This is a genomic window from Halomonas sp. DP5N14-9, assembly GCF_019802175.1.
GTDB lineage: Bacteria > Pseudomonadota > Gammaproteobacteria > Pseudomonadales > Halomonadaceae > Halomonas > Halomonas litopenaei.
Genome location: NZ_JAHVHR010000031.1, coordinates 182,528 through 208,298 on the forward strand (window position 1 = coordinate 182,528; position 25,771 = coordinate 208,298).

General features: G+C 64.6%; 22 protein-coding genes. All 22 read left to right on the forward strand.

Annotated elements, in window-relative coordinates; genetic code table 11:
* Positions 1-13: 13 nt before the first annotated feature.
* The 22 genes from KUW00_RS18335 (at position 14) to KUW00_RS18440 (ending at position 25,764) form a co-directional block, all read left to right on the forward strand.
* Positions 14-2,278 carry a polysaccharide biosynthesis tyrosine autokinase gene (locus tag KUW00_RS18335; protein WP_222569814.1) on the forward strand — a complete coding sequence of 755 codons (2,265 nt, stop codon included), beginning with the start codon at positions 14-16 and terminating at the stop codon, positions 2,276-2,278.
* 32 nt (positions 2,279-2,310) lie between these two features.
* Positions 2,311-4,128, forward strand: a complete 1,818-nt coding sequence (locus KUW00_RS18340) for an ABC transporter ATP-binding protein (protein WP_222569815.1) — start codon at positions 2,311-2,313, stop codon at positions 4,126-4,128.
* Between the two features lie 122 nt (positions 4,129-4,250).
* Positions 4,251-4,874: a NeuD/PglB/VioB family sugar acetyltransferase gene (locus KUW00_RS18345; protein ID WP_108132864.1), complete on the forward strand. Its 624-nt coding sequence runs from the start codon at positions 4,251-4,253 to the stop codon at positions 4,872-4,874.
* 145 nt (positions 4,875-5,019) lie between these two features.
* A complete protein-coding gene (gene neuB / locus KUW00_RS18350) occupies positions 5,020-6,084 on the forward strand; it encodes an N-acetylneuraminate synthase (protein ID WP_222569816.1) in 1,065 nt (354 codons plus the stop codon).
* Positions 6,085-6,109: 25 nt separating this feature from the next.
* Positions 6,110-7,327 carry a UDP-N-acetylglucosamine 2-epimerase gene (gene neuC, locus KUW00_RS18355; RefSeq protein WP_222569817.1) on the forward strand — a complete coding sequence of 406 codons (1,218 nt, stop codon included), beginning with the start codon at positions 6,110-6,112 and terminating at the stop codon, positions 7,325-7,327.
* Positions 7,328-7,373: 46 nt separating this feature from the next.
* On the forward strand, positions 7,374-8,087 hold the full coding sequence (locus KUW00_RS18360; RefSeq protein WP_261392257.1) for a cytidylyltransferase domain-containing protein: 714 nt from the start codon (positions 7,374-7,376) through the stop codon (positions 8,085-8,087).
* Positions 8,088-8,145: 58 nt separating this feature from the next.
* A complete protein-coding gene (locus tag KUW00_RS18365) occupies positions 8,146-8,970 on the forward strand; it encodes an SDR family NAD(P)-dependent oxidoreductase (protein WP_222569819.1) in 825 nt (274 codons plus the stop codon).
* Positions 8,967-9,881, forward strand: coding sequence for a Gfo/Idh/MocA family oxidoreductase (locus KUW00_RS18370; protein WP_222569820.1), 915 nt, complete (start codon positions 8,967-8,969; stop codon positions 9,879-9,881). The genes KUW00_RS18365 and KUW00_RS18370 overlap by 4 nt, the downstream gene beginning before the upstream one ends.
* Complete coding sequence (locus tag KUW00_RS18375; RefSeq protein WP_213227210.1) at positions 9,871-10,734, forward strand: SDR family oxidoreductase; 864 nt, start codon at positions 9,871-9,873, stop codon at positions 10,732-10,734. The genes KUW00_RS18370 and KUW00_RS18375 overlap by 11 nt, the downstream gene beginning before the upstream one ends.
* 94 nt (positions 10,735-10,828) lie before the next feature.
* Positions 10,829-11,812 carry a polysaccharide deacetylase family protein gene (locus KUW00_RS18380; RefSeq protein WP_222569821.1) on the forward strand — a complete coding sequence of 328 codons (984 nt, stop codon included), beginning with the start codon at positions 10,829-10,831 and terminating at the stop codon, positions 11,810-11,812.
* A 105-nt stretch (positions 11,813-11,917) separates the two neighbouring features.
* Positions 11,918-13,249: a DUF4910 domain-containing protein gene (locus KUW00_RS18385; RefSeq protein WP_222569822.1), complete on the forward strand. Its 1,332-nt coding sequence runs from the start codon at positions 11,918-11,920 to the stop codon at positions 13,247-13,249.
* Complete coding sequence (locus KUW00_RS18390; protein WP_222569823.1) at positions 13,246-14,340, forward strand: hypothetical protein; 1,095 nt, start codon at positions 13,246-13,248, stop codon at positions 14,338-14,340. The genes KUW00_RS18385 and KUW00_RS18390 overlap by 4 nt, the downstream gene beginning before the upstream one ends.
* Before the next feature lie 82 nt (positions 14,341-14,422).
* A complete protein-coding gene (locus KUW00_RS18395; protein ID WP_213227202.1) occupies positions 14,423-15,631 on the forward strand; it encodes a hypothetical protein in 1,209 nt (402 codons plus the stop codon).
* Positions 15,628-16,881 (forward strand): glycosyltransferase family 4 protein, encoded by a 1,254-nt coding sequence (locus tag KUW00_RS18400; RefSeq protein ID WP_222569824.1) that lies wholly within the window; start codon positions 15,628-15,630, stop codon positions 16,879-16,881. Before KUW00_RS18395 ends, KUW00_RS18400 begins: the two co-directional genes overlap by 4 nt.
* 2 nt (positions 16,882-16,883) lie before the next feature.
* Positions 16,884-17,477: a sugar transferase gene (locus tag KUW00_RS18405; RefSeq protein WP_045994001.1), complete on the forward strand. Its 594-nt coding sequence runs from the start codon at positions 16,884-16,886 to the stop codon at positions 17,475-17,477.
* A complete protein-coding gene (locus KUW00_RS18410; RefSeq protein ID WP_124803726.1) occupies positions 17,474-18,808 on the forward strand; it encodes a lipopolysaccharide biosynthesis protein in 1,335 nt (444 codons plus the stop codon). Before KUW00_RS18405 ends, KUW00_RS18410 begins: the two co-directional genes overlap by 4 nt.
* Positions 18,809-18,835: 27 nt before the next feature.
* On the forward strand, positions 18,836-19,822 hold the full coding sequence (locus tag KUW00_RS18415) for an ATP-grasp fold amidoligase family protein (protein ID WP_124803724.1): 987 nt from the start codon (positions 18,836-18,838) through the stop codon (positions 19,820-19,822).
* Entirely contained in the window at positions 19,806-20,753 is a 948-nt protein-coding gene (locus KUW00_RS18420) for an ATP-grasp fold amidoligase family protein (RefSeq protein ID WP_222569825.1), read from the forward strand. The genes KUW00_RS18415 and KUW00_RS18420 overlap by 17 nt, the downstream gene beginning before the upstream one ends.
* Before the next feature lie 30 nt (positions 20,754-20,783).
* Positions 20,784-21,707 carry a glycosyltransferase family 2 protein gene (locus KUW00_RS18425; RefSeq protein ID WP_222569826.1) on the forward strand — a complete coding sequence of 308 codons (924 nt, stop codon included), beginning with the start codon at positions 20,784-20,786 and terminating at the stop codon, positions 21,705-21,707.
* Between the two features lie 132 nt (positions 21,708-21,839).
* On the forward strand, positions 21,840-22,952 hold the full coding sequence (locus KUW00_RS18430) for a glycosyltransferase (protein ID WP_222569827.1): 1,113 nt from the start codon (positions 21,840-21,842) through the stop codon (positions 22,950-22,952).
* A gap of 142 nt (positions 22,953-23,094) precedes the next feature.
* Complete coding sequence (locus KUW00_RS18435; RefSeq protein ID WP_222569828.1) at positions 23,095-24,330, forward strand: glycosyltransferase; 1,236 nt, start codon at positions 23,095-23,097, stop codon at positions 24,328-24,330.
* 240 nt (positions 24,331-24,570) lie between these two features.
* A complete protein-coding gene (locus KUW00_RS18440) occupies positions 24,571-25,764 on the forward strand; it encodes a DegT/DnrJ/EryC1/StrS family aminotransferase (protein WP_124803714.1) in 1,194 nt (397 codons plus the stop codon).
* The last annotated feature ends 7 nt before the right edge of the window (positions 25,765-25,771 follow it).

Sequence of the window (25,771 nt, forward strand, 5' to 3'; positions counted from 1 at the left end):
AGGACCTGCCGTCATGACCCAAATGTCACGCTTGCCTTCCGCTCCCGGCCGCGAGGATATCGACCTCGGGCGCATCCTGGGGCTATTGCTCCGGCACAAGTGGTGGATCCTCGCCGTCACCCTGCTGTTCGGAGCGGCAGGTTATGTGTCCGCCTTGCTCAAGCCACCCATCTACGAGGGCGACGCCCTGGTGCACGTGGAGCGTCGGGCCTCGGTCAGTCCGCTGGGGGACCTGGCCACGGTGATGGGAGAAGAGGAGAACACCTCGGCAGAGGTGCAGATACTGCGGTCTCGCATGGTGCTGGGGCGGGTGGTTGACCGCCTCGCCCTCGACACCCAGGTGTCGCCACGCCGTCTGCCGCTGGTCGGTGACTATCTGGTGCGTGAAGGGGTGACCCGAGAGGACCTGGCTGAGCTGGGCTGGATGACTGCTCCGCTTGGATGGCTCGAGCGGTTGATGCCCGAGGCATGGGATCTGAGCCATCTGGTGTGGGCAGGGGAGTCGCTGCAACTGGCGCGTCTCGAGGTCGCTGACTCCTATCGCGGCGCGGCCTTCCGCCTGGTGGCAGGCCGCGATGCCGGCTATCAGCTATTTGGTCCTGACGGTGATCTGTTGGGTGTCGGTCGTGTCGGCGATACCGCAAGATTCGACGGAGGCGATGTGGTGTTGAGCGTTCGCGAGATGACCGCAGCGCCAGGTGCAGAGTTCAGCCTGTCCAAGCGCCCCCAGGTGTCGGCCATCGATTCGCTGCTGGCTCGCTTGACGGTCACCGAGCAGGGCAGCGGCTCGAGCGCCAGCACCGGCATGCTGCGCCTGACCCTGACCGGCACCGACATCGATCGGGTGCGCGAGTCGCTGGATGTCCTGGCGGAAACCTTCCTGATGCAGAATGTCGAGCGGCAGTCGGCCCAGGCCGACCAGAGCCTGGCCTTTCTCGATGAGCAGGCGGTGGCATTGAAGGCCTCGCTGTCGTCGGCGGAAGATCGGCTCAATGCCTATCGCGTCGAGGTGGACAGTATCGACCTGGACTCCGAGGCGGCCTCGGTGGTCGAGCAGTTGATCTCGGTGGAGGAACAGCTCAACACCCTGGATTTCCAGGAAGCCGAACTGGTCCAGAGGTTCACCCGCAATCACCCCACCTATCAGGCGTTGATGCGCCAGCGCGGCATCCTCAACCAGGAGAAGGCCCGACTGGAGGAGCGTGTCAGCGAGATGCCCGAGTCCCAGCAGGAAATCGTGCGCCTGACCCGGGACGTGGAGGTGACCCAGGCGATCTATGTCAATGTGCTTAATCGTGCGCAAGAGGTGGCGGTCGCCAAGGCCGGCACCATCGGCAATGTGCGGGTCATCGACGATGCGTATGTGGATGACGATCCGGTGGCACCCAACGCCGGCCTGATGATGGCCCTGGCCACCGTTATCGGTGCCTTTCTGGCGGTGGCGGTGGTACTGGTGCGTGGCATGCTCAATCGCGGCATCGAGAGCCCGGACCAGCTCGAAGACCTGGGGCTGCCGGTGTACGCCACGGTGCCGCTTTCCGAGTTTCAGCAGCGCCTGGTCAAGCGGGTCAAGTATCGCAGCGACCGGCGCAGTCAGCCGGTGATCAAGGGCCTGCTGGCCCTGACTCAACCGACCGACATGGCCATCGAGGCGTTGCGTGGCCTGCGCACCAGCCTGCACTTCGCGATGATGGAAGCGCCCAACAACTGCCTGATGATCACCGGCCCCAGCCCCGAGATCGGCAAGAGCTTCATCTCGCTGAATCTGGGCGTGATCTGTGCCCAGGCCGGTCAACGGGTACTGGTCATCGACGCCGACATGCGCAAGGGACACCTCCACAGCGCCTTCGGCGCCAAGGCCGAAAGTGGCCTGTCGGACCTGTTGTCGGACAAGAGCGAGGTGGCCGAGGTCATCCGCCACACCGAGGTGGAAGGGCTCGACTATCTGTCGCGAGGCGCTTGCCCGCCCAATCCCTCGGAACTGCTGATGCGAGAGCGTTTCACCACGCTGATGGAGCAGTTCAGTCGTGATTACGATCTGGTGATCGTCGATACCCCGCCTGTGCTGGCGGTGACCGACGCCGCCATCGTCGGCAACCGCGTGGGCACCAGCCTGCTGGTGACACGCTTCAAGCTCAACCCGGTCAAGGAGGTCAGGGTGGCGCTCAGGCGCCTGGAGACCTCCAACGTCAGGGTCAAGGGCTGCATCCTCAACGCCATGGACCCCAGCGCCAGGCACGGTTACGGCTATGGTCACTATGTCTATGCCTACCAGTAAGTACGGCAGCGGCGACAACCAGGGACGGTGAGATGCTGACTGATCTGCACGAACTCTACGGCCTGCTGACTCACCACCAGCGCCGGCAACTGCTGCGGCTGCAGGTGCTGGTGGTGGCGATGGCGCTGTGCGAGCTGCTCAGCGTCGCCTCCATCGCGCCCTTCATGGCGGTAGTGGGCGATCTGGAGCGTCTTGGCGGGGACGGCGTGATGGGCGAGCTCTATCGGGCCAGCGGTGCCGACTCGCCGGAGCGCTTTCTTCTATGGCTTGGGCTGGGGGTGCTGGGCGCGTTGTCGGTCGCCGCGGTGGTGTCGATGGTGACGGTGTGGCGGCTGGCGGTCTACGGCGCCACCGTCGGGGCGGAGCTGGGTTCCCGACTGTTCGCCCACTACATGCACAAGGACTGGCTGTTCCACGCCGGAGGCAGCAGCAGCTATCTGACCAAGCAGATCGCTCAGGAGTGCCAGCGAGTCATGCTGGGCGTCATCGATCCGTTGATGCAGATGAATGCCAAGGTGGTGCTGGCGCTGTTCATGTCGCTGGCCATCCTGATCTACAACCCCGGGGTGGCGCTGTGCGCCATGGCGTTGTTCTCACTGGCCTACCTGCTGCTCTATCACACCGCCCGGCGTCGCCTGATGAGCAACGGCGAGGCGCTGTCGGCGGCCCAGGGCCAGCGCTTTCGGCTGATGGCCGAGGGATTCGGAGGGATCAAGGATCTGTTGCTGCTGGGGCGTCAGACCCAGCTGACCGAGCGTTTCGACCGGGCCAGTCGACGCTTTGCCCGGGCCCAGGGCACCAATCAGGCGCTCAAGCAGGCGCCGCGCTATGCGATGGAGGTGGTGGCCTTCGCCTCGGTGATCCTGCTGTTGTTCTACCTGCTCAAGACCCACCAGGGCGAGATGGCGTCGATGCTGCCGGTACTGGCGGTGTATGCCCTGGCGGGTTTCAAGCTGCTGCCGGCTTTTCAGCATATCTACGCCAGCGTCTCGAGCATCCGCGGGAACCTGCATGCGCTCGAGGAAATTCGCAATGACCTGCGGGCCAGCCATGCCCATGACCAGGCATGCGCCCTTGAGCATGGCGGTGACCCGGCCCAGGGCGGCTCAGCCCTCAAGGCCCGGCGCGAGATTCGCCTCGAGGGGGTCAGCTTTCGCTATCCCGGCGCACGCTCTCCCGCGGTGGACGACGTCAGCCTGGTGATACCGGCCAATAGCGTGATTGGCCTGGTCGGCGCCTCCGGTTCCGGCAAGTCCACCCTGATCGATCTATTGCTGGGACTGATGCAGCCACAGCGAGGGCGCATCAGCGTGGACGGAAAGGTCATCGATGAGGCCAATCGTCGCCAGTGGCAGGACGCGCTGGGTTTCGTCTCCCAACAGCTCTATCTATGCGATGGCAGCATTCGCGACAACGTGGCCTTCGGTCTGGCCTCCGAGTGCATCGACGACGACCGCGTCGAAAGGGCGCTTCGGCTCGCCCACCTGGCCGAGTTCGTGGCCGAGCTGCCTCAGGGCATCGAGACCTTGGTCGGCGAGCGCGGTGTCCAGCTCTCCGGGGGACAGCGCCAGCGCATTGGCATCGCTCGGGCGCTCTATCACGAGGCCGAGGTGCTGGTGCTGGATGAGGCGACCAGTGCCCTGGACGGCATCACCGAGCGGCTGATCATGGATGCGATCCACGACTTCGCCGGTCGCAAGACCATCGTGCTGGTCGCCCATCGACTGACCACCGTCATGGCCTGCGAGTGCATCTACATGATGGAGCGTGGACGCCTGGTGGATCAGGGCAGCTACCGGGAGCTGATGTCGCGCAACGAGGTGTTCAAGCGAATGGCGCAGAGCGCCTGAGACGGGACTCCGGTAAAGCGCGCAAATGAGGGCACGGGTGAAGCGACGGACGAAGCGCTGGCGAAGTGACGGACGGAGTGCTGGTAAAGCGAACGCGCATCGATGAAGGGAGGCGGGCACCGATGAAGCAGTGCTTCGTGATCGGCGGCGGTGGCCATGCGCGGGTGCTGCTGCATGGACTGCGCGGACTTGGCTGGCAGGTGGCCGGCTACGTGGCACAGGAGCCCTCGTCGGCCATGCCGGTCCCCTGGTTGGGGCAGGACCGTTGTCGACTGGCGTCGCCGGAAGGCCTGCCAGGCGTCGCCTTCCTGGGGGTCGGCATGGTCACCAGCGCGCCCTGGCGGCGCTCGCTGATCGAGGCCTTTCTGGCGCAGGGATTCGACCTGCCGCCGTTGATCACGCACAACGCCATGGTGCATGACGACGTGAAGCTGGGAGACGGCAGCGTGATACTGGATGGTGCCGTGGTGGTCACCGGCAGTCGTCTGGGACGAGGCTGTCTGATCAACACCCGGGCGGTGGTCGACCACGACTGCGTGCTGGGCGACAACGTCCACGTCGCCTGCGGTGCCACGCTCAGTGGGGGCGTCAGGCTAGGGGCGGACGTGATGATCGGCACCGGAGCCAACCTGATCCAGGGGGTCGAAGTGTGTGCGGGGGCGGTGATCGGCGCCGGCGCCACCGTGGTAGGGGACGTAACGCGCCCTGGGGTGTATCTCGGGACGCCCGCGCGACGACGTCAATGAATGCGCCTGGCCGACACGCATCACCACCAGACGTCACAGCGAAAAGCGCCAGAAGGCGAAAAAAATTAAAGCAGGTCTACGCAAAAAGCAGGTCTACGCAAACAGGGAAGGCGCTTCTGCCAAGAGGCGCAAGCAGGGGACACGAATGAGTCATTCTGAGGTTGTCGAGACCAGGAGGGAGGCATCGAGCCGCGCCGAGTCACCAGGCGTACAGGTGATCGCCGAAGCCGGCGTCAATCACAATGGGTGCCTGGATACCGCCATGGCGCTGGTGGACGCGGCACGTGAGTGCGGCGCCGATGCCGTCAAGTTTCAGTGGTTCAAGGCGGAGCAACTGGTGACCGCCGACGCCGCCCAGGCAAGCTACCAGCGAAAGGCCTGCCCGGAGGACGGCTCCCAGTACGCCATGCTCAAGCGCCTGGAGCTTGGCCTTGACGATTTTCGGCGATTGGCCCAGTACAGCCGTGACAGTGGCATCGAATTCCTGGCCAGCCCCTTCGACGAGGACAGCGTCGAGTGGCTGGCGGCGCTGGACGTCGGTTGCTTCAAGGTGGCCTCCGGGGAGTTGACCAATCTGCCGCTGCTTTCACGTATCGGCGCCCAGGGCAAACCGGTGCTGTTGTCCACGGGCATGAGTTTCCTGGGGGAAATCGAAGCCGCCTTGGCGACCCTTTCGGCGGCGGGAGCCGGCGACGTTACGGTACTGCACTGCGTCAGTGAATACCCGGCGCCGGTGGATCAGATCAACCTCGCCGCCATGGACACCCTGGCCCAGGCCTTCGGATGCCCGGTCGGCTACTCCGATCATAGCGATGGCATCGATATCGCGCTGGCGGCGGTGGCGCGTGGGGCCGTGGTCATCGAGAAACACCTGACCCTGGATACCACCATGGCCGGGCCGGACCATGCTGCCTCGCTGGATCCTCAGGCCTTCCTGGCGATGGTGACCGCCATTCGTCGTATCGAGCAGGCCCTCGGCGATGGGCGCAAGCGCCCGGCGCCCTGTGAGCAGCCCCAGCGGGAACTGGTGCGTCGCAGCGTGGTGGCCGGGCGTGACATCGAAGCCGGCGAGGTGCTGGCGCACGCCGATTTGCTGCTCAAGCGGCCTGGCAGCGGTCTGCCGGCCGCCGCCCTGCCTCAGTTGATCGGCCGGGTGGCCAGACGCCGTATCGGTCGCGACGTCCTGCTGGAATGGGCGGATCTGACATGATGGCCTGGGCATGAGGGGGACTGGCATGACTCCGAGAAAGATCTGGGTCCTGACCAGCTCTCGAGCGGACTATGGGCTGCTCTACTGGTTGCTTCGGGAAATCGACGAAGACCCTGCGCTGGAACTGATGCTGGTGGCCAGCGGATCGCACCTGTCCACCGAGTTCGGCTCCACGGTCAGCGAGATCGAGCGCGACGGCTTTCGTCTGCATCGACGCCTCGAGATCCTGCTGGCGTCGGACTCACGCAACGCCATGACCAAGGCCATGGGGCTGGCGCTGTTGAGCGTCGGCGATGCCCTGGTCGAGGACCGGCCCGACCTGGTGGTCCTGCTGGGCGACCGTTTCGAAATCGTGCCGGTGGCGTTGGCGGCGGTCACCCACGGTATCACCCTGGCCCACCTCCACGGGGGCGAGACCAGTCGTGGCGCCCTGGACGAGTACTATCGTCATGCGGTGACCAAGCTGGCCAACCTGCACTTTCCCGCTACCGAGGTCTACCGTCGGCGGATTCTGCAGATGGGGGAAGACCCCGGCCGCGTGTTTGTCCATGGGGCGCCGGGCATCGATCACCTGTACCGCAGCCGCACGCCGACCAGCGCAGTGCTTGCAAGGGCCCTGGACATGCCACTGGACCGACCCACCGCGCTGGTCACCTATCACCCGGTGACCGCGGGCACGGGCGAGGACGTGGAAGCGCTGATCGCGGCCTTGTCGCGTTTCGAGGATCTGGACGTGCTGGTGTGCAAGGCCAACGCCGACTGTCATGGACGCAGCATCAATGCCCGGCTGGCGCGCTGGTGTGCCGAGCGCCCCGAGGCCAGGCGTCTGGTCGACAGTCTGGGGCAGCGTCTCTATCACGGCTGTCTCGAGCACATGGATGTGCTGGTGGGCAATTCCTCCAGCGGTCTGATCGAGGCGCCATCCTTCCGTCGGCCGGTGGTCAATGTCGGCAAGCGTCAGGACGGCCGCCTCAAGGCGGCAAACGTGATCAATGTCGAGGCCTCGGAGGAGGCCATCGCCAAGGGCATCGAGACCGCCCTGAGCGAGACCTTCAAGCGTTCGCTGGGCGCCCTGAGCAATCCCTATGACCCCTTCGAGGATGGAGCCGCCTCGCGGCGAATCAAGAACACCTTGAAACGGGTCAAGCTGGATGCCGGCATCCGTGAGAAGTGGTTCTTCGACATCGACGAGGTGTCCCCTCTGGGCGGCACCTCTTCTCCGACCAAAGGCCTGATGGGCTGACCTTCGTCGCTTCGATAACGACCCTAACAACCTTCAGGAAATGAAGATGACACCAGTGTCCGAGGCGGCAATGTCGGTGACGGCGGTGATACCGGCGCGGGGCGGCAGCAAGTCGGTGCCGAGAAAGAACCTGAGGCCGCTCGGCGGACGCCCGCTGCTGGTCTGGTCGATCGAGGTGGCACGGCAGGTGAGGGCGATCGATCGGGTGATCGTGAGTACCGATGATGACGAGATTGCCCAGGTGGCCCGCCGGCATGGCGCCGAGGTGCACCGTCGGTCGGCGCATCTGGCCACCGACGAGGCGCTGGTGATCGACGCCATCCGCGAAGTGTTCGATGAGCTGAACCAGGGCGGCGAGGCTCCCGAGGTGATGGTGCTGCTGGAGCCCACCTGCCCCTTGCGCAGTGCCCAGGATGTGGCCGAGTGCCTGTCGCGCCTGGTGGTGCAGGGGCTGGACTCGGTGGCCACCTTCAAGGCCGCCGAGGTCAATCCTCATCGTACCTGGCGGCTGGATGCGCGGGGCCGGCCCACCGCCTTTATCGACGGCAGCGATCCCTGGCTGCCGCGACAGGCGCTACCCATGGCCTATCAGCTCAATGGTGCCGTCTATGCTTTCCGTCCCGATCGTCTTCCCCAGGATGGCAAGGCGTTGCTGTTCGGGCGCAGTGGCGCGGTGATCATGCCGGCGGAACGCTCGGTTGACATCGACCGCGAGCACGACTTTGTCATCGTCGAAAGCCTGTTGAGGAGAGCACGTTGAGGATAGCCCGTTGTACAGCCCGTTGGAGAGCCCGTTGAGCCACCCTGTCGAAGCCTTAGTGACTCCCGCAGCCACCGATGTGCGCCCGGCGATCTTGATCACCGGGGCTACCGGTGGGGTCGGCATGGCCCTGTGCCGCCACCTGAACCGCCGCTTTCGGGTGATCGCTCTGGGGCGTGACGCCAACGCCCTGGCAGCACTGGCCGCAAGCCTTCCCGGTGTCGAGGTCCACTGCCTGGATCTCGCCGGCGGTGAGATCGCAAGTGATATCGCGTCACTGATGGAGCAATGCGGCGACGTCGGCTATCTGATCAACAATGCCGGCTTCAATCGGCCTGCGCCAGTGGACGCCGACATCGAAGCCGTGCTTCGGCGCTCGCTCGAGGTCAACGCCATCGCGCCGGCCATGCTCATGGCGGCGGTGCTGCCCGGCATGCGCCGTCGTGGCTTTGGCCGCATCGTCAATATCACCTCCGGCGCACCGCTCAACTGTTTTGCCGGGCATGCCGCCTACAGCGCCTCCAAGGCGGCGCTGAATGCGCTGACGGTGACCGCCGCCAGAGAACATCAGGACGTGGATATCAAGATCAACCTGATGAGCCCCGGCCCGGTGCGCAGCAAGATGGCCCCGGAGGCACCGATGGCGCCAGAGGTCTGTCTGCCGACCCTGGACCATCTGCTGGATTTGCCCGCGGATGGCGCCAGCGGGCGCTTCTTCTGGCTGGGTCACGAGATACCGCTGACGCCGTCCCTCGATGGCATCGACTGGCTGGCGGGGACCGCGCCGGCAGGTTTTGCCCGGCTTTGGCCAGAGGCAGACGAGAGCAGCGGTCTCGACAGCAATGGCGCGGACGTAAGCAGCAGTGACAGGGAGTGCCGATGAGGCGTATTGGCATGCTGGGCATGAGTCCCGGCAACGGTCACCCGTTTTCTTTTTCCGCCATCCTCAATGGCTACCACGATGCGGCCATGGCCGAGGCGGGCTGGCCGGTGATCCATGACTATCTGGCACGGCGACATCGCTCGGAATTCGGCGTCGGTGATCTGCGTGTCACCCACGCCTGGACCCAGGATCGAGACGTCACCGAGCGGCTATGTCGCGCCTGCCATATCGACGAGGCGGTGGCCGAGCCTGGTGACATGCTGGGGCAGGTGGATGCGGTCATCATCGCCCGAGACGATACGGCGAGCCACCGCGAACTGGCGGCACCCTTTCTCGAGGCTGGCCTGGCGGTGTTCATCGACAAGCCGCTGACCCTGGATCTGCAGGATCTGGCCTATTTTTCCCCCTACCTGGCAGCAGGGCGCCTGATGTCATGTTCCGGCATGCGCTTTGCCAGCGAACTCGACGCCCTGCGTGCGGCGCCGGGGGCGCTGGGCAACTGGCGCCTGGTCAGGGGCGCTATCGTCAAGGACTGGGAGCGCTACGGGGTTCACCTGCTCGACGCCATCCTGCCGTTGACGGCGGCGACGCCGGTGTCCGTCAGAGCGCTTGGGGCAGGCCACCAGTCCTTCGCCATCACCATGAGTGACGGCAGCCTTTTGAGCATCGATGCGCTCGGTGAGGTGCCGCCGGTATTTCGCATCGAGGTGTTTGGTGATGCCGGCGAGACCAGTGCCGACATCCGCGACAACTTCGGCATGTTTCGTCGCACCCTGTGGGAGTTCTGGCGGATGCTCGAGCAGGGACCGGATCGTCATCAATGCCAGACCACACTCGCGGTGATCAAGACGTTGATCGCCGGGCGTCTGGCGGCCGAACGGGGAGAGGAGGTACGTCTCGATGCGCTCTGACAACGAGGGTGCCGGCCTCGTACCCGCGCAGGCGTGCGCGGTATCGGCGCTGTTCGATCTGAGCGGTCGGGTAGCACTGGTCACCGGGGCCCTGGGCATCCTGGGGCGGCACTTCTGTCGAGGACTCGCCGAATGCGGCGCCTCGCTGGTGGTCGCGGATCTCGACGCTGCCGAGGCCGAGCGCTTCGCCGCCGAGCTTCAGACCGACTTCGGTCGCCCTTGCCTCGGACTTGGCTGTGACGTCAGCGACGAGGCCTCGGTCGAGGCCATGGTGGCGCATGCGGTCAAGACGCTGGGAGGCATCGACATCCTGCACAACAATGCGGCGACCAAGGCGCGAGACCTGGAGGCCTTCTTCGCCCCGGCCGAAGACTACACCCTGGCCCAGTGGCGTGACGTCATGGCGGTCAATCTCGACGGTGTCTTTCTGGTGTCGCGAGCGGTAGGCCGGCAGATGATCGAGCAGGGTCGAGGCGGCAGCATCATCCATACCGGTTCCATCTACGGCGAGATGGGCTGCGATCCGCGTATCTACGAGGGCTCGGAGTACCTGGGGGTGGCCATCAACACGCCTCCGGTCTACGCCGCCTCCAAGGCCGGGGTGTCTGGACTGGCGCGTTATCTCGCCACGCTCTGGGCAGGCCACGGTATCCGCGTCAATACCCTGGTACCGGGCGGCATCGAGAGTGGCCAGAACTCAGCCTTCGTCGAGCGCTATTCGGCCAGGGTGCCGCTGGGGCGCATGGGAACGCCGACCGATCTGGTCGGCGCGCTGATCTTTCTGGCCTCGGATGCCTCCGGCTACGTGACGGGGCAGACGCTTCACGTGGATGGTGGCTTGAGCGCCTGGTAGCACGGCGTCGATGCACGCTGCCCGATAAACGGCATCCGATGAACGGCACCCGATCAACGGCACCAGTTGAACGGCAGGGAAGGAGTTTCGCTCGATGTTGACCATCGTGATGTACCACTATGTCCGACCGCTGGCCGGGTCGCGCTATCCGCGCCTCAAGGCGCTGGAGCTTGCTGCCTTTCGCGCTCAGCTCGACCATCTCGAGCGGCACTATCGGCCGGTGACGATGGAACAGGTGATCGCCGCCTGGCGCGGCCAGCAGACATTGCCCGAGCAGGCGGTGCTGTTGAGCTTCGACGACGGCTATCGTGATCACCTCGAACATGTGCTGCCGGAGCTCGAGCGACGCGGCCTTCAGGGTAGCTTCTTTCCCTGCACCGGTACCCTGCGCGACGGCCTGATCCTCGACGTCAACAAGATCCAGTTCGTGCTGGCCAGCGTCGCTTCCACCGCAGAGTTGCTGCCGGCTCTGGGCAGGGCACTGGACAAGCGTCGCGAGCGTCATGGCCTGGGGACCTACGAGGATATCCATCGCAGGGTCTATCATCGGCTGTCGCGCCAGGGACGCTTCGATGACCCCGATACCCTGTTCTTCAAGCGCCTGCTGCAGCGGGAGCTGCCCTTCGCGGTTCGCCATGACGTCATCGATGAGCTGTTTGCGCGCTTCGTCAGCACGGACCAGCGAGCCTTCGCCGAAATGCTCTATCTGAGCGATGCCGAGGTCCGCCAGCTGCACGACGCCGGCATGCATATCGGCTGCCACGGAGATCAGCACTTCTGGTTCGACAGCCTGACGCCCGAACAACAGGGCAGGGACCTCGAGGTCAGTCTCGCTCATCTTCGAAACCTGGGGGTGCTCGGCGACGACTGGGTGATGTGCTATCCCTACGGTGGCGTCGACGAAGCGCTGCTGGGTCGTCTACGCCAGCTTGGCTGCGCCGCCGGGCTGACCGTGGCGTCGCGACAGGCCGACCCGGCCCGGGACGACTCCTTGCTATTGCCACGCCTGGACACCAATGACCTGCCCAGCCAGGCCGCTGTCTGCCCTGGCGACCCGGCGACCGTCCAGGTTGGATAGCTGACCACATCCTCGTCCACCTCCACGTCTTCCCCATTTGCGCCGAGCCTGGCGCGGCCCCGGCGGTTTGCCGCCAGCCTACCTACCATGCACAGGGATCTTGTCATGACAGCGTGCACGCAGAGCGCGACGACAGCGTCTGTCGCCGCCGGCGACGCCATGATGGCCATGTTGGCCGACCTCACTCCGCTGAATCGGGTGATCTGTTCGAGCGACTACGACGCCACGGTGGCCTACCTGGCCGAGCGCTGGCCGCTCAGGGAACATCGTTTCGAATCCTCTGACGTCCACAATGGCTGGGTGATTCCGCCCAGGTGGGACGTGCTGGAGGCGGCCATCTACAAGGATGGCGAGTGTATCTATGATGGTCGCTGGCATCCCATGGCGGTGATGGCGCTGTCACTGCCGTTCCGAGGCACGGTCTCGCGAGAAGAACTCAAGTCCCACCTGCATTTTGATCACCGCTACGAGGAGCGCATCCCGTTTCATTTTCGCCAGCTATTTACCAGCTGGCAGCGTGACTGGGGGTTCTGCGTGCCACGTCGTCTTGTCGAGAGTCTTGCGCCTGGTGACTACGAGGTGGTGATCGAGACCCGCGAGGCGCCGGGGTATCTGCGCTGCCTGGACTATCACCTGCCGGGTCAGCTCGAGCAGACCATCGTGCTGGGGGCCAACCTGGATCATCCTGGTGTCGCCAACGATGGTCTGTCCGGTGTGGCGGTGGGGCTCGCCGTGTTCGAGGCGCTTGCCGCGCGACCCAGGCGCTTCAGCTATCGACTGGTGCTGGCCCCCGGCATCATGGGCACCGAGTATTATCTTGGGCGGCTTCCCGCCGCAGAGCGCGCTCGACTGTTCGAGGGTGTGATGCTCGAGATGCTGGGCTCGCCCACCATACTCAATCTGCAGCGCTCACGAGGTGCCGGATCGAACATCGAGCAGGCGTTGTCGCGCGTGCTCAGCGAGGGTGGGCACGACTACCGCGAGGGCGCCTTCGAGAGCCTGCTGCTCAATGACGAGTACCTGTGGGAAGCCTACGGCATCCCCATGGCCTCGCTATCGCGCTATCCCTATCCCGAGTATCACACCGACGCCGATAACCTTGGCTTGATGTCGCCGCAGCGCCTGCTCGAGGCGCGTGACGTGGTGCTCGCCGCCATCGACGATATCGAGTCCTCGCCGCTGATCAAGAAGCGCTTCGAGGGCAACGTCTGCCTGTCGCACCCCCGCCATGACCTCTATGTGGATCCTGGCCAGGTCGCCTTCGGCGACGTGCCGGACGAGTCACGCCGGCGCATGCGTTTGTTGATGGACTCCATCCCGACCCTGACGCGCCCGACCACCGTGCGCCAGCTGGCCAGGGAGGTCGGCCTCGAGGAGAGCGTGGTCCACGACTATCTCAAGCGCTGGCGCGATTGTGGTCTGGTGGAGCTGGTATGAATCGGGCGAGGGAGGAGGTGAGTGGCGAGCGCGCGTATCCGCCGGGTGGGGCAGGAACACCGCCTCAGGAAGGAATCGACACAGGGGGGGCAGGGCCGGCGACGAGCACGCAGGCGTCGTTTGGCCGAAGCGTCTTTGTCTGCTGCAAGCCGCTGCAGTTTCTGACCTGTGCCTCGATCGTTCGTCACTATCGAATCGAGCAGGCGCTGGTGCTGCTGGTGGCCGAAAGCATCGCCGAGTATGACGCCTTCTACGCCTTTGTCGAAGCGAGCCACCATCGATCTCTATTTGACGAGATACGCCGCGTGCCGACCCAGGCCGCGGCACGCGAGGCGCTGGGCGCCTTGCACTACGACAGTCTGTTCATCGACAACGATCGCACCAGCAAGTACCTGCTGCTGGCGCCGCTGAAGACAGGCTGTCTGTGCCTTTACGAGGAGGGGGTCAGCACCTACTTCAGCTCCTATCTCTACGAGATGCCTCTGTCCAGGCGGTTGAAGTGGAGCCTGGTGGCCCTGGTGCGCGGTTGCGGACTGCGTTTCGGAGGCGGCCGCAGGACCGACCTGGTGTTCGTTTCGCGGCCGCGGACCTACGCCCGATTGAATCCACGCCTGGCTCACAAGGCGCGCTATTGCCCGGGGCTCGTCGGCGAGCTGGAGCAAGGCTGGGAGGACTGGCAGGCACTGCTGTCGCCCTGGCTCGACCGGCTGACGTCGGCAACGCCGGCGCTGGTACTGGGTACCTGGGGGGGCGGCGATATCTCCGCCGAGAGGCTTGCCGAGCTCAAGCGACGTCATCCCCTGTTGCTGTTCAAGCCCCATCCCCACGACGGCTGCGCCTGGCTCGATGCTGATATCCAGGTGCTGGAGCAGCCGTGGATTCCCGCCGAGGTGTGGATTCGTCTACTGGCTAGCCGGGTCGACGAACTGGTGGTGTATCACTATTCCTCGTCTTCTGAGCTCTACTGCCTGGATCTGCTCGACAGGGTGACCTTCGTCGACCTCAAGGGCGACGTTCATATCCGACGAGTCTGCGATCTGGCCGTGGGCGATCCCGGTCACGACGACATCGACCATGTGGCGATTGCCTGAGAAGGACGCTGTCCGTCCAGCGCCTGGCCCCCGTGGTAGTCGAACGGCATGCCTGCACGTCAAATGAGTGAGCTTACCGCCGATGGTTCCCATCCCTTATGTCACTTCCGCCTGGGACGTGTACTCCGCCCTGGCGGTGTTCGTGCTCGGTCTGTGGCTTGCCAGAGCGGTGGGGCGAGCCTTCGGGCTGTCTTACATGCTGTGTCTGCCGCTCTATCTCTGGCACACGGCCTTCTGCGTGCTCTACGCCTGGTTCGTCAACGGCGACGGCGGAGATTCCTTGATGTACTACCGGGCGTCGTTGAACGACGGCGTCGAGTTCTCCTTCGGGACCGCCGGGGTGATCGTGTTCACCTCGCTGTTCACCCAGGGGCTGGGGCTGTCGTTTCTGGGGACCTTTCTGGTGTTCAATCTGGCCGGCTATGTCGGGCTGCTGGCCTTCGCCGGCAGTCTCCATCAGGCCATTGCCGAGCGTGCCCTGGGTATTCGTCTGCTGGCGCTGGCCGTACTCTTTCTGCCCTCGATGCACTACTGGGGCTCCGCCATCGGCAAGGATGCGCTGTCGTTTCTGTCCATGGGGCTTTCGCTGTGGGCGGCGCTTGATCTCAGACGCCGTCACCTGCTGATGGTGGTGGCGGTCATGATCATGCTGGTGGTGCGACCGCACATGGCCGGTATACAGCTGATCGCCTTGGCGGCTGCCTTCTGTCTGCAGCCCGGCGTCGTGCTGTGGCAGCGGCTTTTGCTGGGGACTGCGGCGCTTGCCGGGGCGGCGATCATCGTACCCCTGGCGCTGGATTACGCCGGGGTCGGCAGCGGCTCCGATGCCGATCAGGTGATGAGTTACATCGAATTGCGGCAGAGCTACAACCAGACCGGCGGCGGTGCGGTGGACATCGCCTCCATGAGTCTGCCGATGCAGCTTTTCACCTATATGTTCAGGCCTCTGCCCATGGAAGCCAGCAGTGTGTTCCAGCTGGCGTCCTCGGTGGATAACGTCATCCTGCTGTATCTGATGGTGGTCGGTGGCATCGCCGCCATCACCGGGCGCAATGCGCCTCCCGCCAATCGACTGTTTCTGTGGTTTTACCTGCTGCTGGCCTGGACCATCCTGGCGATGACCACTGCCAATCTGGGCATCGCTGCGCGTCAGAAGTGGATGTTTACCCCGGTGCTTATCTATCTGTTGATGTCCGTCATGGGGCGCCCGCGCCAGACAGCCACCGACGCCGAATCGTCCGGGGGCTCTACGCCGTCTGTCGAAAGTACGCCAAATGGAGTGGCGAGATGATCAAGCGACTGTTGATGGTAGCGAGCTACCCCGAGTCCATCGTCGGGTTTCGCGGTGAGCTGATCAGGGAGATGGTCGCTCGCGGAATCGAGGTCCATGTCGCCGCGCCCGTGGGGGGCAGGGGCGCTACCGGTGACGCCGGCGGTGAGGGTGACGCCGATCGCTCGGCTGCTTCGTCGCGTCTTAAAGCCAGTCTCGAGGCCCTCGGCGCGACGCTGCACGATATCCCGCTTTCGCGCACCGGCATGAATCCGCTGGCCGATCTGAAGACCCTGGTGGCTATGATGAAATTGATGCTGCGGGTACGCCCCGATGGGCTTTTTGCCTACACGATCAAGCCGGTGGTCTACGGGGCACTGGCTGCCTGGGTGTTGGGGGTGCGCCAGCGCACCCTGCTGGTCACCGGGCTGGGGTATGCCTTTACCGGCACCCAGGAGGGCACCCAGGGTGGCGCCCAGGGTGGCAACAAGCGCCGCTTGATCAAGGCGCTGGTGCGGCGGTTGTACCGCGTTGCTCTGGGGCGGGCTCATATGGTGCTGTTCCAGAACCCGGATGATCGTCGCCTGTTCATCGAGGAGGGGATTCTCCTTGATACCACGGCGTCCCGGGTGATCAACGGTTCCGGAGTGGATCTGGCGCATTTTTCGCCGGTGGCTCCAGCGACCGAGCCGGTCAGCTTCCTGCTGATCGCTCGGTTGCTGGGTGACAAGGGGGTGCGCGAGTACGCCGAGGCGGCGACGCGTATCCGCCAGCGCCATCCCCAGGTGCGCTTTCGCCTGGCGGGTTGGCTGGACGACAACCCCGACAGCATCGCGGCGCACGAGCTTCAGACGTGGATCGATGACGGCGCCATCGAGTACCTCGGTCGACTCGATGATGTCCGTCCGGCCATCGCCGAATGCAGCGTCTATGTGCTGCCGTCCTATCGCGAGGGGACCCCGAGAACGGTGCTCGAGGCCATGGCCCTGGGGCGTGCGGTTGTGACCACCGACGCGCCGGGATGCCGCGAGACCGTCGCGCCCGGGGTCAACGGTTATCTGGTGGAGGTGAAAGACGTCGACGCCCTGTGCCTGGCGTTGCAACGCTATCTGGAAACGCCGGCGCTGATCGTCCAGCACGGCCAGGCCTCCCGCGCTCGCGCCGAGGAGCGCTACGACGTGCACCGCGTCAATCACAGCATCCTCGACGCCATGGGGGTCGAGACGGCGTCGTCCTGCCCGGCAGGGCTCGACCCCAGCGTGGTGAGATGATGATGGCCAAGCGTTGTCTGGATGTGCTGGTGGCCGCCTCGTTGCTGGTCCTGCTATTCCCCTTGATGCTCGGCATCTGGGGACTCGTCCGGCTGAGGCTTGGCAAGCCGGCCTTCTTCTTTCAGTGGCGCCCTGGGCTGCACGGCCGTCCCTACCGCTTGATCAAGTTCAGGACCCTCGCCCAGCGCTGTGACGAGCAGGGACGCACGCTGCCCGACGAGCAGCGCATGACGACGCTCGGGGGTTGGCTGCGGGCGTCCAGCCTGGACGAGCTGCCCGAGCTCTGGAACGTGCTGAAAGGCGAGATGAGTCTGGTCGGGCCACGCCCGCTGCTGATGGAGTACCTGCCGCTGTATGACCGGGACCAGGCCCGTCGCCACGAGGTGCGACCGGGGATTACGGGATGGGCTCAGGTCAACGGCAGGAATGCGCTTTCCTGGCGCGAGCGCTTCCAGCTTGACGTCTGGTACGTGGACCACCACAGCCTGGCGCTCGATATCCGGATACTGGCCATGACGGTCGTCAAGGTGCTGCGCCGCGAGGGTATCAGTGGCCAAGGAAGCGTCACCATGAAGCCCTTTCGAGGCAATGAATGACGCCCCGGGATACCGACTCGGTGGCCGCGGTCTTGCCGCAACGGGGCTGGCTGACAGCGCTCAGACGTCATCGCTTGCTGTCCCAGGTGTTGCTGGTAGCCGGTGGCACGGCGGGGGCACAGGCGCTGAGTCTGGCCTTTGCGCCACTCATCACCCGTCTGTTCAGCCCTGACGCCTTCGGCCTGGCCGGTTCCTTCAGCGCCCTGGTCAGTGTCGTTGCGCCGCTGGCGGCCCTGACCTACCCGGTCGCCATGGTGTTGCCGCCGCGCGACGAAGACGCCCGGGGGCTGGCCCGACTCAGCATGGGGTTGGCGGTGCTGCTGGCGCTGGCCGCCGTGGCGGCGCTCACTGTGCTGCAACCACTGCTGGATCGGCATCTCGATCCGAGGCTTGCCGCCATGCTGATCTGGCTGCTGCCTGTGGCCATGCTGCTGGCGGCCATGCAACAGGTCATGCAGCAGTGGCTGATTCGGCGTCAGCGATTCGGGGTGACGGCCAAGGTGGCGATGATCCATGCCCTGGTCCTCAACCTGGCCAAGGCGACCGGCGGAGTGCTGCATCCGGTCGGGGTGACGCTGGTGCTTGTCACCGCCGCCGCCAGTGGGCTTAACGCCTTGCTGCTGTGGTGGGCAGACCGGCGACTCGGTGATGGTCTGGTCGGCGGGGGCCGAGGCGCCCCATGGCGGGAACTGGCGCGTCGCCACCGTGACTTTCCCTTGTATCGCGCACCCCAGGTGACGCTCAACGCTTTGTCGCAGTCGTTGCCGGTGTTGTTGCTGGCGGGATTCTTCGGTACCGCAGCCGCTGGGCACTACAGCCTGGCGGCCTCGGTACTGGCCGCGCCCATGGTGCTGCTGGCGAAGTCGGTCAACGACGTCTTCTATCCCCATGTGGCCTCGGCGGTCAACCGCGGCGAGCCGATTACTGCGTCACTGGCGAAGACCACCCTGGTGATGGCGGCGGTGGGGCTCGTCCCCTTTGGTGCCATGGTGGTGCTGGGGCCCTGGCTGTTTGCTCTGCTGTTCGGTGACCCCTGGTGGCAGGCGGGCGAGTACGCACGCTGGATGGCGGTCTGGCTGTACTTTGCCTTTCTCAACAAGCCCAGTGTGGCCTCCATCGCCAGTCTGGGCCTGCAGCGTGGTTTTCTGATCTACGAGGTACTCAGCGTGCTCGGCCGTGTGGCCGCGCTGTATGTGGGGTTTCGGGTGTATCACAGCGATCTCGTTGCGGTGGTGGCCTTCTCTCTGGTCGGCGCCATGCTCAATCTGGCGCTGGTCGGTGTGACCCTGTTGCGGGCAAGACGGCGTGACCAGGGATTGATCAAGACGTGAGAGCGCTTCTGTGCAAGGGATTATCGTATGACAGGATTTCAGCGAGCCTTCGACAGGACGGAGAAGCTGGGGTGGCGATGCGCTCTGGGGGTGGTCGACCGCCTGTCGCCGCGTCTGGCGACAAGGCTGGTGCACCGGCGAGAGTACGGGCAGCGACTCGAACTCGACGATCCCAGGGATTTCAATGACAAGCTGCAGTGGCTCAAGCTTTACGGTGATCGTCGAGGGCTTTCGCGCTGCGCCGACAAGTACGCCGTCCGACAGTTCGCCGCCGAGCGAGGCTGCGCCGTTGCCCTCAGTCGACTGATCGGCCTCTACGAAAGTGTCGATGCGATCGTCTGGGAGGAACTGCCGGCGCGCTTCGCGCTGAAGTGTACCCACGGTTGCGGCTACAACGTGATCATCGACGACAAGCGCAAGGCGGACGAGCGAGCGGTGAAGCGACGGCTGCAGCGTTGGCTGAAGGAGCGCTACGCCCGACGCTATCTGGAGTATCACTACGACGCCATTCCCCCGAGAGTGCTGGCCGAGGAGTACATCGAGACCGCTACCGGGGGAGTGCCCGTGGACTACAAGGTCTACTGCTTTCATGGCCGCCCTTGCGTGGTGCTGGTATGCACCGACAGGGGAGGCGACATGCGTTTCGACTTCCATGATCCGGCTTGGCAACGGCTCGAGCTGAATGACCGGCAGCATCAGAGCGCCGCTGGCGTGGCCCGTCCTCGAGCGCTCGACGAGATGCTCGAACTGGCCGAGCGGCTGTCGCGGGGTTTTGTCTTCGTCCGGGTCGACTTCTATGAGCGGCAAGGGCGGGCGGTGCTCGGTGAGATGACGTTCACACCCGGGGCGAACGTATCACGGCGCTACAACGCCTACGGACAGCGCTACCTGGGCGACCTGATCGATCTGACGCAGGTGGGCCGGCGCTGCCGACACGACCGCGAAGTAACGGCAGGGCGGTCATTGAGCTTCAACGGAACCGTGCAAGGAGCGGACAATGGCGGTCATGAATGAGTGGATGGGCGCGGCCAAGTCCCGCCTGTGGACGTTGGGGATGTTGGGGCTGGATGCCTTCTCCAACGAGCAGGCGACGCGACTGATGCACCAACGCAAGACCCGGCGTCGCCTTGACCTTCGAACCCCCAGGCGCTTCGACGAGAAGCTTCAGTGGCTCAAGCTGTTTCATCGTGACCCGCTGATGGCCAGGTGCGCCGACAAGCTCGGGCTGCACGATTACGCGAGCTCAAGAGGCCAGGGTGCGATTCTCAATGATCTGCTGGGTGTCTATCGCAGTGTCGACGAGATCGACTGGGAAGCCCTGCCAGACGCCTTCGTGCTGAAGTGCAATCACGGCTGCGGCTACAACATCCTGGTGCACGACAAGTCGACCCTGGAAAGGCGCAAGGCCAGCCAGGATCTGTCGCGCTGGATGACCGAACGCTATGGGCGTCGCAAGCTCGAGTATCACTACGATCAGATCGTGCCGCGGATCTTTGCCGAGCGCATGCTGGACAGCGGCGGGAGGGACGCGCCCCTGGACTACAAGGTCTACTGCTTCAACGGCGAGCCGTTGGTGGTGCTGCTGTGCGCCGCGGACAAGGGGCAGACTCGCTACGCCTATTTCGATCGAGACTGGGGGCCGCTTGAGCTGATGGCTGCCAAGGTGCCGATCATCACCGATACCGCCGATCTGGCCCGTCCAGCTTGTCTTGAACCACTGCTCGAGTCCGCCCGCGCCTTGGCCGAGCCTTTTGCGTTCGTGCGTGTGGACTTCTACATCGAGCACGGCCGTCCCGTTCTCGGTGAGATGACCTTTACGCCCTCGGCCAACATGGACAATGGCTACAGCGATGAAGGGCTCGATTATCTTGGCTCGCTGCTTCGGCTTCCGCAGGAGCGCCCAGCAGGGCGATCCGACGGTGGCAAGGTCGCGGCTCCCAGGTAAGTCAGGGCCGAACCGTCAGGAGGGAAACCTATGCAGGTCTCGGTGGTGATACCGACCTACAATAGCGCCGCTTTCGTCGAGCGAGCCCTGCTGTCCGTGGTAAGCCAGACCGAAGGGTTGAGCCACGAGATCCTGCTGGTGGACGACTGTTCGGATGATCGTGAGGCGCTCTCGCGGCTGGTGCAGCGATACGAAGCCGTCAGGCTGATCGAGAAGCCTGCCAGGTCCAACGCCGCCGTGTCCCGCAACCGGGGACTCGAGGAGAGCCGTGGGGCTTTCGTTTTCTTTCTGGACTCCGATGATGCACTGGCACCAGGGGCACTCAAGCGCCGCATGGCCATGCACCGCGATAGCGGCGCCAGCGTCATCTTTGGTAACTATCTCGCGCGCCTCGCCGACGCCTCCCGCCTGAGCGCGTCGCGACTTCCGGCCTACCGCGGCGGCGACATGCGTCACTACCTGTTCGTGGAGCGTGGAGACGTGCGTTCTTCCACCCTGTCGCTGTGCAAGGCCTTTTGGCAGGGGACGCGCTTCGATGACGCGACGCGCAAGCATCAGGACTGGGTCTTCGCCATTCGCGCCTTTCACCAGGGCGAGCGTCTACTGTTCGACCCGCAGCCGACCGCAGTCATGGACGTGACGCGCCAGGGCCGCATGAGCTCCAGCGCCAATCTGGATGCCAGTCGTTACGTGGTCAAGCGCTACCTGTGTCAGGACCATCATCGCAACGCCTTTTCCCGACGCCAGTGGTTGTCCAGCCTGAGCAGACGAGACCTTACCGCCTGCCGCTTTCAGGTGGAGATATTCACCCCTGGAAACTGGCGCGAGCGGCGGGATCTCGCGCTATTTCGATTGGCCAGTCACCCAGTGCTGATCGGAGCTGCCTCCGCGCTGTTGACGTTGGCGCTCAGGTTGCGACGCCTGGGCTCCCGATCGGGCGCGATGCAGCGTTAAGTCTCCCTTGAGACGCCATCGTGCTCGTTCAAGCCCGCCCGACCATTGGTCATGCTTGAACGAAGAGCAAAGGAAAAGGACGCCATGCAAAGCCCTGTTCGAAGTCCTGTTGGAAGCGCTATTCGAAGTCCTATGCAAAAGATTGCCTTGTTTCTGCCGTCGCTGCGGGGCGGCGGCGCGGAGCGGGTCATGGTGCTGCTCGCCAATGGCTTCGTCGCGGCCGGTCATGAGGTCGACCTGGTGACCGCCAGCGACGAGAACGTCTACCAGGCGGAAATCGCCCCCGGCATCCGCCACTTCAGCCTGGGCGCCTCCAGGGTCGCCAGCAGTCTGCCTGCGCTGGTGCGCTATCTGAAGCGCGAACGGCCCGCTGCCCTGTTGTCGGCGATGGGCCACGCCAACGTGGTGGCGGTGGCGGCGCGGGCGCTGGCCCGCCTCGACTGTCGACTGGTGGTGACCGAGCACACCAACTACTTTGCAGTGACCGCCAGAAACACCGGCTTCAATGCCCGGGTGATGCGGCGGCTGATGCGCCATGCCTATCTGCGAGCCGACGCCGTGGTGGCGGTCTCCCAAGGTGTCGCCGATGACCTGGCCAGAGGCCTGGCGCTGGACCCTTCTCGGATCGAGGTCATCTTCAATCCCATCGTCGACAAGCGGCTGGTGCAGCTCGCCGAGTCGTCGGTGGAGGATATCGGCGAAGTCGGCATCGTCGCGGTGGGACGCTTGATCGAGCAGAAGGGGTTCGACGTGCTGATCGACGCTCTGGCACGACTGCGTCAGCGCCATGAGCACCGAGAGGTGCGACTGACGATTCTCGGCGAAGGACCGCTGCGAGACACGCTGCTTGACCAGGCGCATCGCCTCGGGGTGGCCGACGCCGTATCGCTGCCCGGGTTCGTCGACAATCCTTTTGTGTATATGCGCAAGGCCCGGGTCTTCGCGTTGTCGTCCTACGCCGAGGGGTTGCCTAGCGTGCTGATCCAGGCGATGGCCTGCGGCACCCCGGTGGTAGCGACTGACTGCCCCTCGGGCCCTCAGGAAATTCTCGAGGGCGGGCGCTGGGGGCGGCTGATTCCCATGGGCGACAGCGAAGCGCTTGCAGACGCGCTCGACGAAGTGCTGGCGCGTGACGAGCATCCACCGGTTCACCAGCGCGCCGCCGATTTTGGCGCCGAACTGGCCGTCGAGCGCTACCTTGTTCGCCTGAACAGCGGCGTATCGTCGATGGCGTCGCAGGGCTGAGTTCTGGTGCGCCTGCGCAAGGCTCTGTGCTCGGGCCATCCGCGGCAAATCTCGGCCACCGCCATTTCCGTGGCACCTCTGCGTTTTCCCTGAGCGACTGCGTTGTTGTCGCTTTCTTGCCCATCACAGGATGTGTCTGCCCATGTCTGTGCGCGTACTTCATGTCATCACCGGACTCGGTACCGGTGGCGCGGAGCGAAATCTCTACAATCTGCTGGCCGCAGGCGTCAGTGCCCCGGACGAGGTCGCAGTGATCGCCCTGATGGACGAGGGTAGCTACGGGCCACGTATTCGCGAGCTGGGCATCGAGGTCCATGCCCTTGGCATGCGCCAGGGAATTCCCGCGCCCTGGACCCTGCCTCGTCTGGGTGCTCTGGTGCGACGTTTCGCCCCTGACGTCATTCAGGGCTGGATGTACCACGGCAACCTCATGGCCAGCATGGCGGCTCGCCTGTGCCGCCAGCGGCCGGCGGTGAGCTGGAACGTGCGCCAGTGCCTGTACCAGATCGAGCGCCACAAACCATTGACCCGGTGGGCCATTCGCGCCAACCGACGGCTCTCGGGCGGGCCCGGGGCGATCGTCTTCAATAGTCGCCTGTCTCGGCGGCAACATCGCGACTTCGGCTTCCGCGATGACGCAGCACTGGTCATTCCCAACGGCTTCGATACCGCCGCCGTGGCGCCGGATTCGGACAGCCGGCAACACGTGCGGAAGCGTCTGGGCTTTAACGATGAACAATGGGTGGTGGGGCATGTGGCCCGATGCCACCCGATCAAGGATCATCCCAATCTGTTGCGGGCCTGCGTCACCGTCGCCGAACAAATGCCTCAGGCGCGCTTTCTGGTGGTCGGTCGTGGCGTCGATTTCGATGCGCCGGAGCTGGCGGGCATCGTGCCGGACGAGTACCGCTCGCGCTTCTTGCTGACGGGTGAGCGAGACGACGTGGGCGAGCTGATGCAGGCGATGGATGTGTTCTGTCAGAGTTCATGGCTCGAGGCCTTCCCCAATGCCCTTGCGGAGGCCATGGCCTGCGAACTGAGCTGTGTGGCGACCGACGTCGGTGACAGCGACTACATCCTCGGTACCAGCGGACGCATCGTGCCACCACGAGATAGCCAGGCCCTCGCCCGGGCCTTGCTCGAAGCCTTGAACGAACCTGCCGACAGGCGCCGGGAACGGGGACGAGAGGCAAGAGAGCGCATCGTGAGCGAGTTCGGTCTTGCTCAGGTGGTTGAGCAGTATCGTCAGTTGTACCAGCGGATCGGCCTTCCGGCGCAGGTTGGTAGTCTGCCGTCTGCACCGTCCTCTGAAGCATCGTCCGAACCAGTTTCCGAAACAGTTTCCGAACCAGCTTCTGGACCATCGACTCGACCATGAGTCACGCCACGTGCGCTGAGTGGGAGCGAGTTTACGATAGCGTCCCATCTCCTTAGGCTCTGTCCGAAAAGTCGGCGAGCGAAGGTTAGACAAGGCAAAAATCGGTGAGACAGCGCAGTTTACAGGGTGTAAATGAGCATGTTGATCCGATTTTTAACGCCGTATTACCGAGTGTAGGCACTTTTCAGACAAGCCCTAGCCGGTGGTACCCCGACAAGACCTCCGTAGAGAAAAGCCCCTATGCTCAATGGCCCCTTCGCACCCTGGCCCTGCTTCGATGAAGGCGACGCCGAGGCGGTATCGCGCGTGCTGCTGAGTCAACGCGTCAACTACTGGACCGGCGACGAGGGCCGCGAGTTCGAGCGCGAATTCGCCGCCTGGACAGGCGCCCACCACGCTGTCGCCGTAGCCAACGGCACCCTGGCGCTGGATCTGGCGCTTCATGCCCTGGATATCGGACCAGGGCACGAGGTGATCGTGACCCCCAGGACCTTCCTGGCGTCGGTGTCGGCCATCGTCAATGCGGGCGCTACCCCGGTGTTTGCCGACATCGAGCGTGACTCTCAGAACCTGTCGGTCGCCAGCGTCGAGGAGTGCCTGAGCCCACGCACCCGCGCCATCGTCGCCGTCCATCTGGCGGGCTGGCCCTGTGACATGGATGCCCTCGGTGAACTGGCGCAGACCTTTGGTCTTTCGATCATCGAGGACTGCGCCCAGGCACACGGTGCGCGCTATCGTGGCCGCAGCGTCGGCACCTTCGGTGATGTGGCGGCCTGGTCATTCTGTCAGGACAAGATCATGACCACCGGCGGGGAAGGGGGCATGGTCACCACCGACGACCCTGGGCTGCACCGGCGTATGTGGGCCTACAAGGACCACGGCAAGAGCTGGGAAGCGGTCCATGAGCGGGCCCACCCGCCGGGGTTCCGCTGGCTGCACGATAGTTTCGGTACCAATTGGCGGATGACCGAGATGCAGGCGGTGCTGGGAAGACGCCAGCTCGCGCGCATGGCTCAGTGGAGTCAGCGCCGCCGCGCCAATCTTTACGCCATTCTCGACGCCGCAGATCGCTGTCCGGGATTGCGGGCTCCGCGTCCGCCCGAACACATCGTCCATGCCGGCTACAAGGCCTATGTGTTTGTCCGTCCCGAACGCCTGGCCGAGGGCTGGAGCCGCGACGCCATCATGCAGTGTCTCAATGCCCAGGGAGTGCCCTGTTTCAGTGGCAGCTGCTCCGAGGTCTACCGGGAACGCGCCTTCGACAACACTCCCTGGCGCCCGTCGCGGCCGTTGCCGGTGGCCAGGGAACTGGGAGAGACCAGCCTGATGCTGCTGATCCATCCGACCCTGACCGAGGAACAGATGGACAAGACCTGTCGGGTGCTCGAGGAGGTCATGGCGCGGGCAACGCAGCCTGCACTCTGTCCCGAGTGACGTTGTC

Bases quoted from the DNA above. Each gene is read 5' to 3' on its own strand.
- KUW00_RS18415 (WP_124803724.1), top strand. From the start codon at position 18,836: ATGACAGGATTTCAGCGAGCCTTCGACAGGACGGAGAAGCTGGGGTGG.
- KUW00_RS18400 (WP_222569824.1), top strand. From the start codon at position 15,628: ATGATCAAGCGACTGTTGATGGTAGCGAGCTACCCCGAGTCCATCGTC.
- KUW00_RS18360 (WP_261392257.1), top strand. From the start codon at position 7,374: ATGACACCAGTGTCCGAGGCGGCAATGTCGGTGACGGCGGTGATACCG.
- KUW00_RS18390 (WP_222569823.1), top strand. From the start codon at position 13,246: ATGAATCGGGCGAGGGAGGAGGTGAGTGGCGAGCGCGCGTATCCGCCG.
- neuB (WP_222569816.1), top strand. From the start codon at position 5,020: ATGAGTCATTCTGAGGTTGTCGAGACCAGGAGGGAGGCATCGAGCCGC.
- KUW00_RS18420 (WP_222569825.1), top strand. From the start codon at position 19,806: ATGGCGGTCATGAATGAGTGGATGGGCGCGGCCAAGTCCCGCCTGTGG.
- KUW00_RS18335 (WP_222569814.1), top strand. From the start codon at position 14: ATGACCCAAATGTCACGCTTGCCTTCCGCTCCCGGCCGCGAGGATATC.
- KUW00_RS18440 (WP_124803714.1), top strand. From the start codon at position 24,571: ATGCTCAATGGCCCCTTCGCACCCTGGCCCTGCTTCGATGAAGGCGAC.
- KUW00_RS18340 (WP_222569815.1), top strand. From the start codon at position 2,311: ATGCTGACTGATCTGCACGAACTCTACGGCCTGCTGACTCACCACCAG.
- KUW00_RS18385 (WP_222569822.1), top strand. From the start codon at position 11,918: ATGACAGCGTGCACGCAGAGCGCGACGACAGCGTCTGTCGCCGCCGGC.
- neuC (WP_222569817.1), top strand. From the start codon at position 6,110: ATGACTCCGAGAAAGATCTGGGTCCTGACCAGCTCTCGAGCGGACTAT.
- KUW00_RS18410 (WP_124803726.1), top strand. From the start codon at position 17,474: ATGACGCCCCGGGATACCGACTCGGTGGCCGCGGTCTTGCCGCAACGG.
- KUW00_RS18380 (WP_222569821.1), top strand. From the start codon at position 10,829: ATGTTGACCATCGTGATGTACCACTATGTCCGACCGCTGGCCGGGTCG.
- KUW00_RS18375 (WP_213227210.1), top strand. From the start codon at position 9,871: ATGCGCTCTGACAACGAGGGTGCCGGCCTCGTACCCGCGCAGGCGTGC.
- KUW00_RS18370 (WP_222569820.1), top strand. From the start codon at position 8,967: ATGAGGCGTATTGGCATGCTGGGCATGAGTCCCGGCAACGGTCACCCG.
- KUW00_RS18345 (WP_108132864.1), top strand. From the start codon at position 4,251: ATGAAGCAGTGCTTCGTGATCGGCGGCGGTGGCCATGCGCGGGTGCTG.
- KUW00_RS18425 (WP_222569826.1), top strand. From the start codon at position 20,784: ATGCAGGTCTCGGTGGTGATACCGACCTACAATAGCGCCGCTTTCGTC.
- KUW00_RS18430 (WP_222569827.1), top strand. From the start codon at position 21,840: ATGCAAAAGATTGCCTTGTTTCTGCCGTCGCTGCGGGGCGGCGGCGCG.
- KUW00_RS18435 (WP_222569828.1), top strand. From the start codon at position 23,095: ATGTCTGTGCGCGTACTTCATGTCATCACCGGACTCGGTACCGGTGGC.
- KUW00_RS18395 (WP_213227202.1), top strand. From the start codon at position 14,423: ATGGTTCCCATCCCTTATGTCACTTCCGCCTGGGACGTGTACTCCGCC.
- KUW00_RS18405 (WP_045994001.1), top strand. From the start codon at position 16,884: ATGGCCAAGCGTTGTCTGGATGTGCTGGTGGCCGCCTCGTTGCTGGTC.